Source organism: Streptomyces sp. NBC_01306, from assembly GCF_026340465.1.
Classification (GTDB): domain Bacteria; phylum Actinomycetota; class Actinomycetes; order Streptomycetales; family Streptomycetaceae; genus Streptomyces.
Map to the genome: position 1 here is coordinate 2,016,969 of NZ_JAPEPC010000001.1, position 13,490 is coordinate 2,030,458.

Consider the following 13,490-nt stretch of genomic DNA (forward strand, 5'->3'; position numbering starts at 1 on the left):
GCGGTGGCCGGGCTTCCCGCGAGCAGCGCCCGGCCGCTCTGCCCGCGGGCCCAGCACCCCGAGGTGGAGCGCAGTGATACGAGACAAAGAGGAACCGACGGAGGGGCCAGGCGTGCAGGAGCCACCGGAGGCGGCGAACGCCCCCGACTCCGAAACCCCTCCGGGCGGACCGGAGGCCGGCCCGGGGCCGGGCCGCGGTCCGGTCGCACCGGGCGGCCCTGACGCGGCTCCGGGTGCGGCCGACGAGACGGATTCCGGGCCCGGATCACACCCGGAGGCGGGATCACAGCCCGCCACCGGATCACACCCGGGCCCGGACGCAGAACCCTCCACCGGTTCACACCCAGGCCCGGACGCACAGCCCGCCACGGGGTCCCGCCCCGGACCGGACGCAGGACCCGCCACCGGATCCCACCCCGGATCGCAGGAGTCACCGCCCGAGTTCGGCGGGGCGACGCCCATCGACCGGGTCTCCGGGGACGAGCCGCTGCTCGCCGCCCGGGTGCACCGCCCGTCCGATCTGCTGCGCCTGCTCACCGGCATCCTGGCCATCGCGCTGTTCCTGGCCATCGCCGCCTTCGCCCACGGCACGACATCGGGGCTCGCCCAGGACATCCACAACGGCACCGTCCAGACACCCGATCTGCTCCTCAAGCTCGCCGGGCTCTTCTCGTCCATCGCCATACTGATCCTGCCGGTCGCCTTCGCGATCGAACGGCTGGTCAAACGGGACGGTCTGCGGATCGCGGACGGCGTGCTGGCCGCCGTACTCGCCCACGGCGCCGCGCTCGCCACCGACCTCTGGGTCGCCAAGGCCGCACCCAAGTCGATCACCGAGGCGCTCACCCAGTCGCTCGCCAACGGCACGCTCACCGACCCCGTGCACGGCTATCTCGCCCCCGTCATCGCGTATATGACGGCCGTCGGCATGGCCCGCAGGCCGCGCTGGCGGGTGGCGCTCTGGGTGGTGCTGCTGGTCAACGCCTTCGCTGTGCTGGTCGGCCGGCAGACCACCCCCTTCTCGATCATCGTGACGATCCTGCTGGGCTGGACCGTCGCGTACGGCACGCTGTACGCCGTCGGCTCGCCCAACGTCCGCCCGACCGGCCGCCAGCTGCTCGCCGGGCTGCGGCACGTCGGCTTCAACCCCGTCAGCGCGATGCGCGCCGAGGACATCCCCGACTCCGCCGAGCAGGGCGACCGCGGCCGCCGCTACTTCGTCACGCTGGAGGACGGCGGGCCGCTCGACGTCACCGTCGTCGACCGGGAGCAGCAGGCGCAGGGCTTCTTCTACCGGGTGTGGCGCCGCCTCACCCTGCGGTCCATCTCCACCGGCCGCTCCATCCAGTCGCTGCGCCAGGCCCTGGAGCAGGAGGCGCTCCTCGCGTACGCGGCCATCGCCGCCGGGGCCAACGCGCCGAAGCTGATCGCCACGTCCGAGCTCGGCCCCGACGCGGTGATGCTCGTGTACGAGCACACCGGCGGCCGCTCCCTCGACTCGCTGCCCGACGAGGAGTTCACCGACGAGCTGATGCGGAACGCCTGGCGGCAGATGCAGGCTCTGCAGTCCCGTCGCATCGCGCACCGCAGGCTCGTCGGCGACGCGATCCTGGTGGACCGGTCGGGCCGGGTGATCCTCACCGATCTGCGCGGCGGCGAGATCGCGGCGAGCGACATCGTGCTGCGCATGGACATCGCGCAGCTGCTCACCACGCTGGGGCTGCGGGCCGGGGCGGAGCGCTCGGTCGCGTCAGCCGTGGCGGTCATCGGTCCCGACAAGGTGGCCGACAGCCTGCCGCTGCTCCAGCCGCTGGCGCTGAGCCGGTCGACCCGGGCGACTCTGCGCCAGCTGGCGCGCGAGCGGGCGCAGCGCGAGCGCGAAGCCGTGATCGAGGCGTCGGAGACGGCGAAGCGGGCGAAGGCCGGGCCCGAAGCGCCGGGCGACAGCCGCAAGGCCGCCCGTGCCGAGAAGAAGGCCGAGAAGGAGGCCATCGACGACGCGCTGGACGGGGCACGTGAGGAGGACCTGCTCTCGCAGATCCGCCACCAGGTGCTGCTGATCCGCCCGCAGGCGCACGCCGAACCGGTACGGCTCGAACGCGTCAAGCTGCGCACCCTGTTCACGGTCATCGCCGGATCCGTCGCCGCGTACTTCCTGCTCTCTCAGCTCGCGAACATCCCGTACCACCAGCTGATCACCACCACCCGCTGGGGCTGGGTCGCCCTGGCGGTGCTGTTCTCCGCGGTGAGTTACGTGGCGGCGGCGATGAGCCTGCTCGGCTTCGTACCGGAGAAGGTGCCGTTCCTGCGGGCCGTGTCGGCGCAGGTCGCCGGGTCCTTCGTGAAGCTGGTGGCGCCCGCGGCGGTCGGCGGTGTGGCGCTCAACACCCGTTTCCTGCAACGCGCGGGCGTGCGCCCCGGGCTCGCGGTGGCCAGTGTCGGTGCTTCGCAGCTCTTCGGGCTGGCCAGCCACATCCTGCTGCTGATGATCTTCGGCTATGTGACGGGCACCGAGCAGACCCCGTCGCTGACCCCGTCCCGCACGGTGATCGCCGGCCTGCTGACGGCAGCGGTGCTCGCGCTGGTGGTGACGGCGGTGCCGTTCCTGCGGAAGTTCGTTGTCACACGGGTGCGTTCGCTGTTCGCCGGGGTGGTGCCGCGGATGCTGGACGTGCTCCAGCAGCCCCGCAAGCTGCTCACCGGTATCGGCGGGATGCTGCTGCTGACCGGCACGTTCGTGATGTGCCTCGACGCGTCGATCCGGGCCTTCGGTGGCGGCTCGACCATAAGTTACGCCAGCATCGCGGTGGTCTTCCTGACCGCGAACGCGGTGGGGTCCGCCGTACCGACGCCCGGTGGGGTCGGGGCCGTCGAGACGGCGCTGACCGGTGCGCTGATCATCGCCCGCGTCGACCCGGGGACGGCTGCCGCCGCCGTGCTGCTCTTCCGGCTGCTGACGTTCTGGCTTCCGGTGCTGCCCGGCTGGCTGTGCTTCAACTACCTGACGCGCAGAGGGGCTCTCTAGGGGCTGCCCCGGCCGGGCACCCCGGGGATTGCCGGGGATTGACGCCCCCGCCGGTCAGGCGCCCGGCGCTGTCTCCGTACGGGTCCGGCTCCGCTCCAGCGTCCGCAGGATCAGCCACTGGTCGCCCCACGCCATCGCGGTGCCCAGTACGGCCATCACCACGCCGATCACTACGCTGCCGACGGCCGCCCCCACAGCGAATCCGGCGAGCCCCAGCGCACCGCGGACCGCGAACCGCAGCGCGACCAGGCCGACCGCGAGCAGCCGGGTGCGCTTGTTCTTCCAGAGCGCCCGCATGAAGCGCATCCGGGTCCGCAGCACGGTGAGCGAGAGCGTCAGGTTCACCGCGGCGACGACCGGGATCAGCCAGTACGCGACCGGGTAGGCCCGTGCGATGTCGAAGACGCCGGCGAAAGTGCCGACGATCGGGAAGTACCAGTTCGGCAGCGGCTTGATCTCCACCGGGGCCGGCGCGGCGACCGGCGCGGTGACCGGTTCCGTGTTCTGGGTGGTGCTCTGTGCGGTGATCTGCTCCGTGCTCACTGCGGTCATTTCCGGTTCCCCCTGAGGCTTCGTTTCCGACACGAGAAGCTTCCCGCGCCGGGCACCTCCGGCGGCAGAGCGAAGCGTCCGTACTCCGGCAGGACAAATGTCCCGGCCCCGCGGCGAGCGCCGTGCCCGAAGTGCGGCCCGTCCGGGCCCGCTTGTGTCCCGCCCCTTCAGCCCGCCCGGACCGGCTCAGCGGGCGGTGATCACCATGATCGCGGCGTCGTCCTGGAGCCGCCCGCCGACGTACCGGTGGAGATCCTGCTCGATCTCCCGCACCAGAGCGGCCGGTTCCAGGCCGGTCCAGCCCTCCAGCCGCCGGGCCAGCGGGTAGAACACCCGGTGGCCGTCCCGGGCCTCCGTGACCCCGTCCGTGAACAGCAGCAGCCGGTCCCCGTACGGCAGTCGCGTCTCCACGACTGCGCGCGCCCGTTCCTCGTCGGGGACCAGGAAGCCGAGCCCCAGCGGCAGTCCCGCCTCCCCCAGAGCGACCTGCCGCGCACCGGAGCCGGAGACCGCGAACGGCTCCAGATGGCCGCAGTTCACCAGCCGCATCCGCTGCCGGTCCGGGGCGAACTCCACCAGCAGCGCGGTGACATGGCGCGGCTCCTGGCCGATGGTCTCGGCGTACACGTTGTAGCGGTCCAGTATGTTCTCCATGCGCCGGGTCAGGTCCGACAGGCCCGGCTCCTCGTACCCCGCCACCCGGAAGGCGCTGAGCACGGCCGCGCCCGCGTTGATGGCGTCGAGCCCCTTGCCACGCACATCGGCGACGAGCACCCGGGTCCCGAACGGCGACTCGATCAGCTCGTACAGATCGCCGCCCACCCGCGCGTACTCGTCCGCCGCGAGGTAGACCCCGTAGGCCTCGAAGTCCTTGGTACGCAGCGGGAACGGCCGCAGCAACGCGAGCTGGACGGCCTCGGCGGCCCCGCGGGTCCGCTCCAGGAGGGACTGCCGCTGGGAGCCGAGCCGCGAGATGAGCAGCGCGAGCATCCCGATCGTCCAGGTCGAGGCGAGAACGACGGCCATCTGACCGGGGTTGTGCTCGTGCGGTGCGAACAGGGGGTACGAGACGGCGATGCTGATACCGGCGAGGGTGGCGAGCGCGGCGGTGGCCAGGACGCTCAGCACGAGGGCGCCGACGAGCGGGACCAGACTCGCGAACAGCACCACCCGCAGGTCTCCGGGGGTGACGGACTCCACTCCCACGATCGCGGCCAGCACCACGAGCAGAAACACGAGGAACGCTGCGCGCTCCCTACGCGTCGTGTCCCGCTCCACGAGCAGACGCGTGAGGCTGCGTGCGAGCGGCATGGACAGATCCCATCTGGGCCGGTATGCGAGATATGCGGCTTTTGCCGTCCCTCTTTCTCACAGTAGCGCCGTCCCGGCGGCGGCACAGCGGCACGGCCGCGCTCCTGGAGCCCCGGGAGAAGGGCGGGGCCGGAGCTGGAGCGCGCAGAGAAGGGGCGGCCCGCACATCGTGCGGGCCGCCCCTTCTGAGGCAGTGCTCCGGTCCGGCGGACCGGCTTCTCTAGTAGATCGGCTTCTCCGGCTCGATCTGGTTGACCCAGCCGATCACGCCGCCGCCCACGTGGACGGCGTCGGCGAAGCCCGCGGACTTCAGCACGGCCAGCACCTCGGCCGAGCGGACGCCCGTCTTGCAGTGCAGGACGATCTTCTTGTCCTGCGGAAGGTCCGAGAGGGCGGTGCCCATGATGAACTCGTTCTTCGGGATCAGCTTCGCGCCCGGGATCGAGACGATCTCGTACTCGTTCGGCTCGCGGACGTCGATGATCTCGATCTTCTCGTCGGTGTCGATCCACTCCTTGAGCTGCTTGGGAGTGATCGTCGAACCGGCCGCCGCCTCCTGGGCCTCCTCGGACACGACGCCACAGAAGGCCTCGTAGTCGATGAGCTCGGTGACGGTGGGGTTCTCACCGCAGACCGCGCAGTCGGGGTCCTTGCGGACCTTGACCTGGCGGTACTGCATCTCCAGGGCGTCGTAGATCATCAGTCGGCCGACCAGCGGCTCACCGATGCCGGCGAGCAGCTTGATCGCCTCGTTGACCTGGATGGAGCCGATCGACGCGCAGAGCACGCCGAGCACGCCGCCCTCGGCGCAGGAGGGGACCATGCCGGGGGGCGGGGGCTCCGGGTAGAGGCAGCGGTAGCAGGGGCCGTGCTCGGACCAGAAGACCGACGCCTGGCCGTCGAAGCGGTAGATCGAGCCCCAGACGTACGGCTTGTTGAGCAGCACGCACGCGTCGTTGACCAGGTAGCGGGTGGCGAAGTTGTCCGTGCCGTCCACGATCAGGTCGTACTGGGAGAAGATGTCCATCACGTTCTCGGCTTCGAGCCGCTCCTCGTGAAGGATCACATTCACCAGGGGGTTGATCCCGAGGACCGTGTCCTTGGCCGACTGGGCCTTGGAACGGCCGATGTCGGCCTGGCTGTGGATGATCTGGCGCTGCAGGTTCGACTCGTCGACCTCGTCGAACTCCACAATGCCCAGCGTGCCCACACCGGCGGCGGCCAGGTACATGAGGGCGGGCGAACCGAGGCCGCCCGCACCCACGGCGAGCACCTTGGCGTTCTTCAGCCGCTTCTGCCCGTCCATCCCCACGTCGGGGATGATCAGGTGGCGGGAGTACCTGCGGACCTCGTCGACGGTGAGTTCAGCAGCTGGCTCGACCAGGGGTGGCAGCGACACGGGGACTCCGTTGGTCGGTATCTACGTACGATGGTTCTTCCGTAACACTGCCACGCCCCTTCTCATTCCGAGACACCAGGTCCGATCCGCGAGACGATTTCGTCCCAGTAGCCGGGCAGCGCCTCGAACGGCGCGCTCTCCTCCGGCCGGCCTGCGGCGGAGCCGTCAGTCCCACCCACCGGGTCGTCCCCGCCTGTGCGGTCGGTCCGGTCGGTCCGGTCGGTGAAGAAGATCGTGCCCGCGCCCTGCCAGCGGGCGATCCGGACGGCCTCCTCCAGATGCGTGCGCGGGACGCCGTGCACGAAGTGGGCGAACCGCGACGGGTCGTAATCGGCCGTCCACTCCGCCACCTGCGACCAGCGGTAGTCCGTCCAGGGGCCGCTGAAGGTGACCAACTGGTCGGCGGTCTCGGCGTATCCGGGGTACGGGTGCACACCGTGTCCGAGCACGAGACGGCCGCCGGGTCCCGTCACCGACCTGAGGGCAGCCGCGATCCGCCGGGTCTCGGGCAGGTCGGCGCGGTCGGCCGGGGCCCGGTCGAGGAAGAAGCCGTCGGTGCGGTACCAGTCGGTGAACCGGTGGGCCTCCGCGATCAGCTCCCCGAACGGACGGGTGCCGTGGGCCATGTCGAGATGGCCGAGCACGCGCGTCCCCGCGGTGCGGAGCCGGCCCGCCGCTGCCAGGCAGTGCGGGTCGGGCCGGGCGCCGGGACCGTTGGCGACGTTGAGGACGACCCAGTGCAACGGCGTTCCCGGGCGAGCCAGTTCGGCCCATTCGACCGGCGCGACCAGCGGGTGCGCGTACCCCGGTACACCGAAGCCCAGCTCGGCCGAGAGGGTCGCGCCCGGGGTCAGATGCGACATGCCGCCTCCATCCAGATGTCGGCGAGCGACTCCTCCAGATTGATGCGCGGGCGCCAGCCGAGCCGGTCGCGGGCGGTGCGTACGTCCGCCTGCTGCCAGCCGCCGCAGCCGTCCGGGTACGGGGACGGCGCGGCCAGATGGTCCATGACCGGCTCGGAGGGGCGCGGCGAGACCAGGCCCGAGTGGCGGTGCTGGGGCGCGTCGAGCTCGTGGAGCGTGCCGCCGAATCCGGCGACCCTGGCCAGGACGGCGGCGGCGTCGCGCAGCTTCACCGCGTGGCCCGTACCGATGTTGACGACGCCCTGGGCGGCGGAGAGCGACGCGGCGTGCACGGCGCGCGCCACGTCCCGTACGTCGACGAAGTCGCGCTGGACGCCGAGCCCGGAGAGCTTCAGCTCCTTGTCCCCTGCCTGCATCGCACGGCGCATGGCCTCGGCGAGCCGGCCCAGCGGGGAGCCCGCGGGGGTGCCGGGGCCGACCGGTGAGAAGACCCGCAGGACGATCGCGTCGAGCCCCGAGTTGAGCACCAGCTCGCTGGCGGCCAGCTTGGAGACCCCGTACGGGCCGCCGGGGCGCGGGACCGCGTCCTCGGCTGTGGACGAACCGGGCTGGCTCGGTCCGTACTCGGCGGCGCAACCGAGCTGCACCATCCGCGCGTTGCAGGTGCTGCGGCGCAGCGCCTCGCAGACGGAGGCGACGGCGACGGTGTTGTGCCGGGTGAGATCGCGGGCGCCGCCACGGGTGGCTCCGGCGCAGTTGATGACGACGCCGGGGTGGACGGCGTCCAGGAAGCGGGTCAGCGCTCCTGGGCTGCCGCTGGCGAGGTCGAAGCGGACGTCGGCGTCGTCGCCGCGTCCGAGGGCCGTGAGGTGCACGGCGGGGTCGGCGAGCAGGCGGTCGGCCACATAGCGGCCGAGATATCCGTTGGCTCCGAGCAGCAGCACCCTCATCGCGCGGCCGCCTCTCGGTACCGACGGGACGGTGCTGGAAGGTCGGGGCTCATTTTTCGTTCTCCTTCTGAGGTGTTACGGGGTGGTCGGCCCGCGGCGTCGGCTCCGCGGGAGTTTCGGGGGCGGCGGTCCGGCGGGTGGCCGGCCGCCGCTTCAGGTGTGCCGCTTCAGGTCCGCCGCTTCAGGTGTGCGCCGAGGCGCGGGAGAGTGCGGCGGTGGCGTGCGCCAGCAGGGCGAGTGCCGCCACTCCGCAGACGACGGCGGATACGGCCGCCGCGCCCAGTGCGTCGACGGGCGCGGCGACGAAGCGGCAGCCGGGGAGGCGGCCGATGAGGACGGACGCCAGGGCGAGGGCCTCTCCCGTGCAGGCGGAGGCGAGCGCGGCGGCCGCGCCGGCGGGGAGGCCGTGGACGGTGAGCAGCCGGGAGAGGAGGAGCAGGACGGCGAGGGCCGCCGCTCCCGGGCTGAAGCCGGGGACGAACAGCAGGGCCGCGGGCACCGCCGCGTACAGCAGGGTGACGGCGACCACGAGCGGCCTGGTGTGCGCCGCGAACTCCGCGGTCCCGCGGCTGGCCGCGAGCTTCCGCCCGGCCAGTTGCGCGAAGAGCCGGACACACCAGGCGGCGGGTGCGACGGCCACGGCGAGACCCACGACGGCGATCCCGGACAGCGGCCACGGGCCGTCGGGGCCGCCCCGCACGAACTGGTCGAGGAGCCCGTCCCCGCAGAGCGCGTAGCCGATCAGCCAGCAGACGTACAGGCGCGCGGCCGGCACCGTGCGCCCCCTGGCACGCAGCGGGCCCCGGCGCAGGGTGATCGCGAGGGCGAGTCCGGTGAGGGCTGCCCCGGCCGCTGTGGCCGCGAGCCTGCCGCCGCCCTGGGTCAGTCCGGCGCCGGCGGCCGTCGCGACGGCGCAGGCGCCGGGCAGCAGTCCGTCGAAGGGGGCGCGCGGAACGGCTGCCGGAGTGCGCGCCGGTTCGGCGCCGTCGGCCTCCGCGCCCCGGGGGACCCGGGCGTACAGCTCGTCGGCGAGCGAGAAGACGTCCCGGTGCCGGAAGCGGGCGGCCGTCCGGTCGGTGATCCCGTGCGCCTCAAGACCTGCGGCGATCTCCAGCGGGTCGACGGCCCGCTCGCACAGTTCGCGGTGGCGGTGCATCAGCGCCCGTACGGGGTCGGCTGGGCCGCGTACGCCTTTGCGTACCGGGGATCCCGGCAGCCCGGCGGCTTCGCCGAGCACGGCTTCGGAGCGGTCGTCCCAGGCGTCGGCAGCGACGGGCGGCCGCGGCCCGTCGAGAGGCTGGGGCTCGTTGGTACGGGGGGTGCTCATACGGCGACCTCTCGGCGCTGGCAGGTGAGTGGGGGCCGGAGACGGAGAACGGGGCCGGTGTGAACAGGGGCGGCGGGCCGGGGTCCGGGGCCGAAGGGGTCAGAGGGGCCGGAGCGGCCGGAGGGCGCGGAAACGGCGAACGGGGGTTGCGGGACCGCGCCCGTGCCGGGGTGCGCACCCGGGGCTGAACCCGAGCCGGAGCGTGCGCCGGAGTGGCGGGCAGGGCGGGCAGGGCAGCTGGGGATCGGCTCCGACGGTGCCGCAGCAGCCATCCGTGCCCCGGCGTACGCCCGCGCGCTCGTGCTGTCGCCCCGGGCACCGCCCGGACTCCACCGGGACGCGGCTGCCGACACCGTCCGGCCCCGGCTCACCGGCGCCCCTCCCCCGTCACGGCCGCCGTACCGGTAGCCCGCGACACCGGCACGGCACCGGCCCGCACCACACTGGGCACGGCACCGGCCTGCGCAGCACCCGGCACGGCGCCTGCCCCGCCACCGTGAGTTCCGGCGCCAGAGCTCACCCCCGCACCCGCCGACTCCGGCTCCGCCCAGCTCGGAGTACGGGCGGCGCCTCCGCCCCCCGCCGCCCAGTTCCCCGGCACATGCGATTCCGCCGGATACGCGAACGGCCTGGGCTCCCCGGTGTCGTGCTCCGGCGCACGCCGGACCGGGCAGTGCGAGATCAGGTCGAGGTAAATGCCGTGAAATGCCGCGAGGTTCTGCTCGACCGTGAACAGTTCGAGCGCCCGCGCACGCGCCGCAGCCCCCAGCCGCTCCCGGCGCGCGGGGTCGCGCAGCAGTGCGAGACAGGCGTCGGCCAGGGCCCGGGGATTGCGCGGCGGCACCACGAGCCCCGTACCGCCGATGACTTCGACCACGGCACCGACATCGGTGGAGGCCGTCGCCCGGCCGCAGAACATCGCTTCCACCAGACTCACCGGGAACCCCTCCACCACGCTGGAGAGCACGACGACCGCGCCCCCCGCATAGGCGTCGGCCAGTTCGGGGGTCTCCGGGCCGCCGATCTCGTCGAAGGCGACGGGGTTGGAGCCGACGGCGTGCGCGCCGGCCGCCTCGTCGGGGAACAACTGCGCGGCCAGCGCCCGGCAGTGGGCGAGATAGGCCGCGCCCTCGGGGCCTTCGGCGGGGGCTCCGACGATCCGCAGCACCGCGCCCGGTTCCTCCCTGCGCACCTCGGCGAAGGCGTGCAGCAGCGAGATCAGATCCTTGGCCGGTTCGATGCGCCCGACCCAGACGAGGGTCGCCGGGTCGCCCGCGTCCGTGCCGTCCCCCACGGCGGCGAAGCGTGCGGCCTCCATGCCGGGATAGACCGTGCGCAGCTTCGCGGGGTCGGCGCCGCACTTCTCCTGCCAGCGGCGGGCGTGCGTGTTGCCCGGCGTGATCACCGCGGCCTGTCCGTAGACCTCGGCGGCGAGGGCGCGGTGGAAGGAGGCGAGCAGCGCCCGTACCGGCGCGCTCCGGTCGCCGCCCGCGAGGAAGTGCGAGCGGAGCTGGACCCCGTACTCGGTGACCAGCAGCGGCACCCCGAAGAAGCGTTTGGCCAGCAGCCCCGGCAGCGCGGCGGTGCCGCCCGCCGTGGCATGGCAGAGGTCCACCGCCCCCAGGCCGTCCTCGGTGTACCAGTCGAGGGAGAGCGGCCGCAGCGCGCGTTCGACCAGGCCGGCGAAGGCGAGGTGGTCGGGGACCCCGGCGGCCTGCACGGTGCGGTTGGCCCCGGGCGCACGGCAGGCGGACTCCAGGGTGCGCAGGGCCGTCTCCGAGCGGAGCGCCGTGTGCAGCCCGCCGCGCTCCCTGGCCAGTTCGGCCAGACCGTAGAGACCGGCCGCGAAGTCAGGTCCTCCGCCGCAGACGGCGGCCGCCAGTTCGCCGAAGTGTCCGGCGAAGCGGCGCCGGTCGCGGCGCCCGTAGGGACGGCCCGCCACGGGCTCCGTCCACAGCGGGGCGGTGCGCACCCGCCTTACCTGGGGCGGGAGTTCGACCCGCCCGGCTGCCTCCTGGTGTGCGCTGCGGCTCAGGGCGTAGACATCGAACTCGTGCTGCTCAAGACCGCGCACCAGCCGGTCGCACCAGAGCCGTGACTCACCTGTCGCATACGGATAACCACCGTCCGTAAGCAGTCCTGTCCGCATGAGCACACCCCCGGTCTCCCTTCAGGCAGCCACCGTTGGTGACGGCGACTCGCAGCGGGACGACCGTAAGCGGACAGAGAGGTGGCGCGATGGACGGTTGTCCATCGCGCCACCAGAAGGGGTGAACCGTCGTAACTTTCTCCCCCTGGTAGCGTTCTGTGGCGCTACGGTGCCTCTCGGTCACCCGGGGGTCGGCCCCGTCAGCCCCGTCAGGGCACCACCAGCTCCGTACGGGCCGCGCGGCGCACCGCGGCGAGCACCGGGTCGAGCGTGGGGACCGCGGCCAGCAGCTGCTTGGTGTACGGGTCCTGCGGGGCGCCGTACACGGTGTCCACATCGCCCTCCTCGACGATCCGGCCCCGCCGCATCACGGCGACCCGGTCGCTGACCTGCCGCACCACCGCGAGGTCGTGCGCGACGAAGACCAGGGCGAGCCCCAGCTCCCGCTGCAACTCGGCGAGCAGGGCGGTGACCTGGGCCTGGGTCGTCACATCGAGCGCGGAGACCGCCTCGTCGCAGACGATCAGCTCCGGCTCGGCGGCGAGCGCCCGCGCGATCCCGACCCGCTGGCGCTGGCCGCCGCTGAACTCGTGCGGATAGCGGTCGTACTGGGCCGCGTCCAGACCGACCCGGCCCAGCAGATCGCGGACCCGGTCCCGGATCAGCGTCTCGTCCCGGTCGCCGCGCGCCCGCAGCGGGTCCGCGACCGATTCGCCGATCGAGCGGCGGGGGTTGAGCGAGGCCACCGGGTCCTGGAAGACCATCTGCACCCGGCCGGCGCGGTGCAGGCGCCCCGACGTGGGATCGAGCAGCCCGACGAGCATCCGTCCGAGTGTGGTCTTGCCGCTGCCGCTCTCGCCGACGATGCCCAGGGTCTCGCCGCGGTGGACGGCGAGGGACACCCCGTCGACCGCCGCGAGCGCGGACCTGCCACGGCCGAAGACCCGCCGCAGGTCCACGGCTTCGACCAGCGGGGCGTCCCCGGCTCCGGGGGCCACCCGCTCCGGACCACCCGTCCGCGGTGTCTCCGTACGCCGAACCTCCCCGCCCTCCGTACGCCGATCCTCCCCGCGCGGTACGTGCACCGGCCGATGAGCCTCCACCCGTGGCACCGCGGCCAGCAGCGCCCGGGTGTACGGCTCGCGCGGTGATCCCAGTACCCCGGCCACCGGACCGCGCTCGACCGCCCGCCCCTCCTTCATCACCAGCACCTCGTCGACCGACTCCGCCGCGACCCCCACGTCATGGGTGACAAGCAGCAGCCCCATCCCCGTCTCGTGCCGCAGCCCGTGCAGCAGATCGAGGATCTGCGCCTGCACGGTGACATCCAGCGCGGTCGTCGGCTCGTCCGCGATCAGCAGCTGCGGCTCGCAGGCCAGCGCCATCGCGATCAGTGCCCGCTGGCGCATCCCGCCGCTGAACTCGTGCGGGCGCGACCTGGCGCGCCGGGCGGCGTCCGGGATGCCCACCCGGTCGAGCACCTCGACCGCCCGCGCACGGGCGGCCCGGCGTGAGGTCTTCACCTGGACCCGGTACACCTCGGCGATCTGGTCGCCGATCGCGTAGTAGGGGTCCAGCGAGGACAGCGGGTCCTGGAAGACCATCGCGGCCTTCCCGCCGCGCAGCCCGCGCAACTCCGGTTCGGACGCGTTCTGCACATCCACCCCGGCCACCGTCACCGACCCGGTGACCTGCGCGCCGCTCCCCCGGTGCAGCCCGAGCAGGGCGTACGCGGACGCGCTCTTGCCGGAGCCGGACTCGCCGACGACGCCGAGCGCGCCGCCCGCCTCCAGCGTGAACGACAGTCCGTCGACGGCCCGTACGGACCCGTCGAAGGTGACCGAGAGGTCCCTGACGTCGACCAGACTCGTGACAGGCCGGGAGACAGAACCATTCACGGCAGAACCATCCACG

General features: G+C 73.0%; 9 protein-coding genes. 1 reads left to right on the forward strand and 8 read right to left on the reverse strand.

The features are described 5' to 3' along the window. Positions 1-112: 112 nt before the first annotated feature. Positions 113-3,025: a flippase-like domain-containing protein gene (locus OG385_RS08600; protein ID WP_266853337.1), complete on the forward strand. Its 2,913-nt coding sequence runs from the start codon at positions 113-115 to the stop codon at positions 3,023-3,025. A gap of 54 nt (positions 3,026-3,079) precedes the next feature. On the opposite strand, the gene OG385_RS08605 is transcribed toward OG385_RS08600, so the two are convergent. The 8 genes from OG385_RS08605 to OG385_RS08645 all read right to left on the reverse strand — a co-directional run bounded on the left by OG385_RS08605 (position 3,080) and on the right by OG385_RS08645 (position 13,474). After that, positions 3,080-3,577, reverse strand: coding sequence for a hypothetical protein (locus OG385_RS08605; RefSeq protein ID WP_266853339.1), 498 nt, complete (start codon positions 3,575-3,577; stop codon positions 3,080-3,082). Between the two features lie 186 nt (positions 3,578-3,763). Continuing rightward, positions 3,764-4,888 (reverse strand): PP2C family protein-serine/threonine phosphatase, encoded by a 1,125-nt coding sequence (locus tag OG385_RS08610; protein WP_266853341.1) that lies wholly within the window; start codon positions 4,886-4,888, stop codon positions 3,764-3,766. A gap of 220 nt (positions 4,889-5,108) precedes the next feature. Then, the gene (gene moeZ, locus OG385_RS08615; RefSeq protein ID WP_266853343.1) at positions 5,109-6,287 is read right to left on the reverse strand and encodes an adenylyltransferase/sulfurtransferase MoeZ; all 1,179 of its coding nucleotides are present in this window, start codon (positions 6,285-6,287) and stop codon (positions 5,109-5,111) included. A gap of 62 nt (positions 6,288-6,349) precedes the next feature. After that, positions 6,350-7,150 (reverse strand): spherulation-specific family 4 protein, encoded by an 801-nt coding sequence (locus tag OG385_RS08620; protein ID WP_266853345.1) that lies wholly within the window; start codon positions 7,148-7,150, stop codon positions 6,350-6,352. Next, entirely contained in the window at positions 7,138-8,100 is a 963-nt protein-coding gene (locus tag OG385_RS08625) for an NAD(P)-dependent oxidoreductase (RefSeq protein ID WP_266853347.1), read from the reverse strand. Before OG385_RS08625 ends, OG385_RS08620 begins: the two co-directional genes overlap by 13 nt. Before the next feature lie 181 nt (positions 8,101-8,281). Then, on the reverse strand, positions 8,282-9,427 hold the full coding sequence (locus OG385_RS08630; RefSeq protein WP_266853348.1) for a hypothetical protein: 1,146 nt from the start codon (positions 9,425-9,427) through the stop codon (positions 8,282-8,284). 367 nt (positions 9,428-9,794) lie between these two features. After that, on the reverse strand, positions 9,795-11,576 hold the full coding sequence (locus tag OG385_RS08635) for a DUF3492 domain-containing protein (protein WP_266853349.1): 1,782 nt from the start codon (positions 11,574-11,576) through the stop codon (positions 9,795-9,797). Between the two features lie 209 nt (positions 11,577-11,785). Next, entirely contained in the window at positions 11,786-13,474 is a 1,689-nt protein-coding gene (locus OG385_RS08645) for an ABC transporter ATP-binding protein (RefSeq protein WP_323183663.1), read from the reverse strand. Between the last annotated feature and the right edge of the window lie 16 nt (positions 13,475-13,490).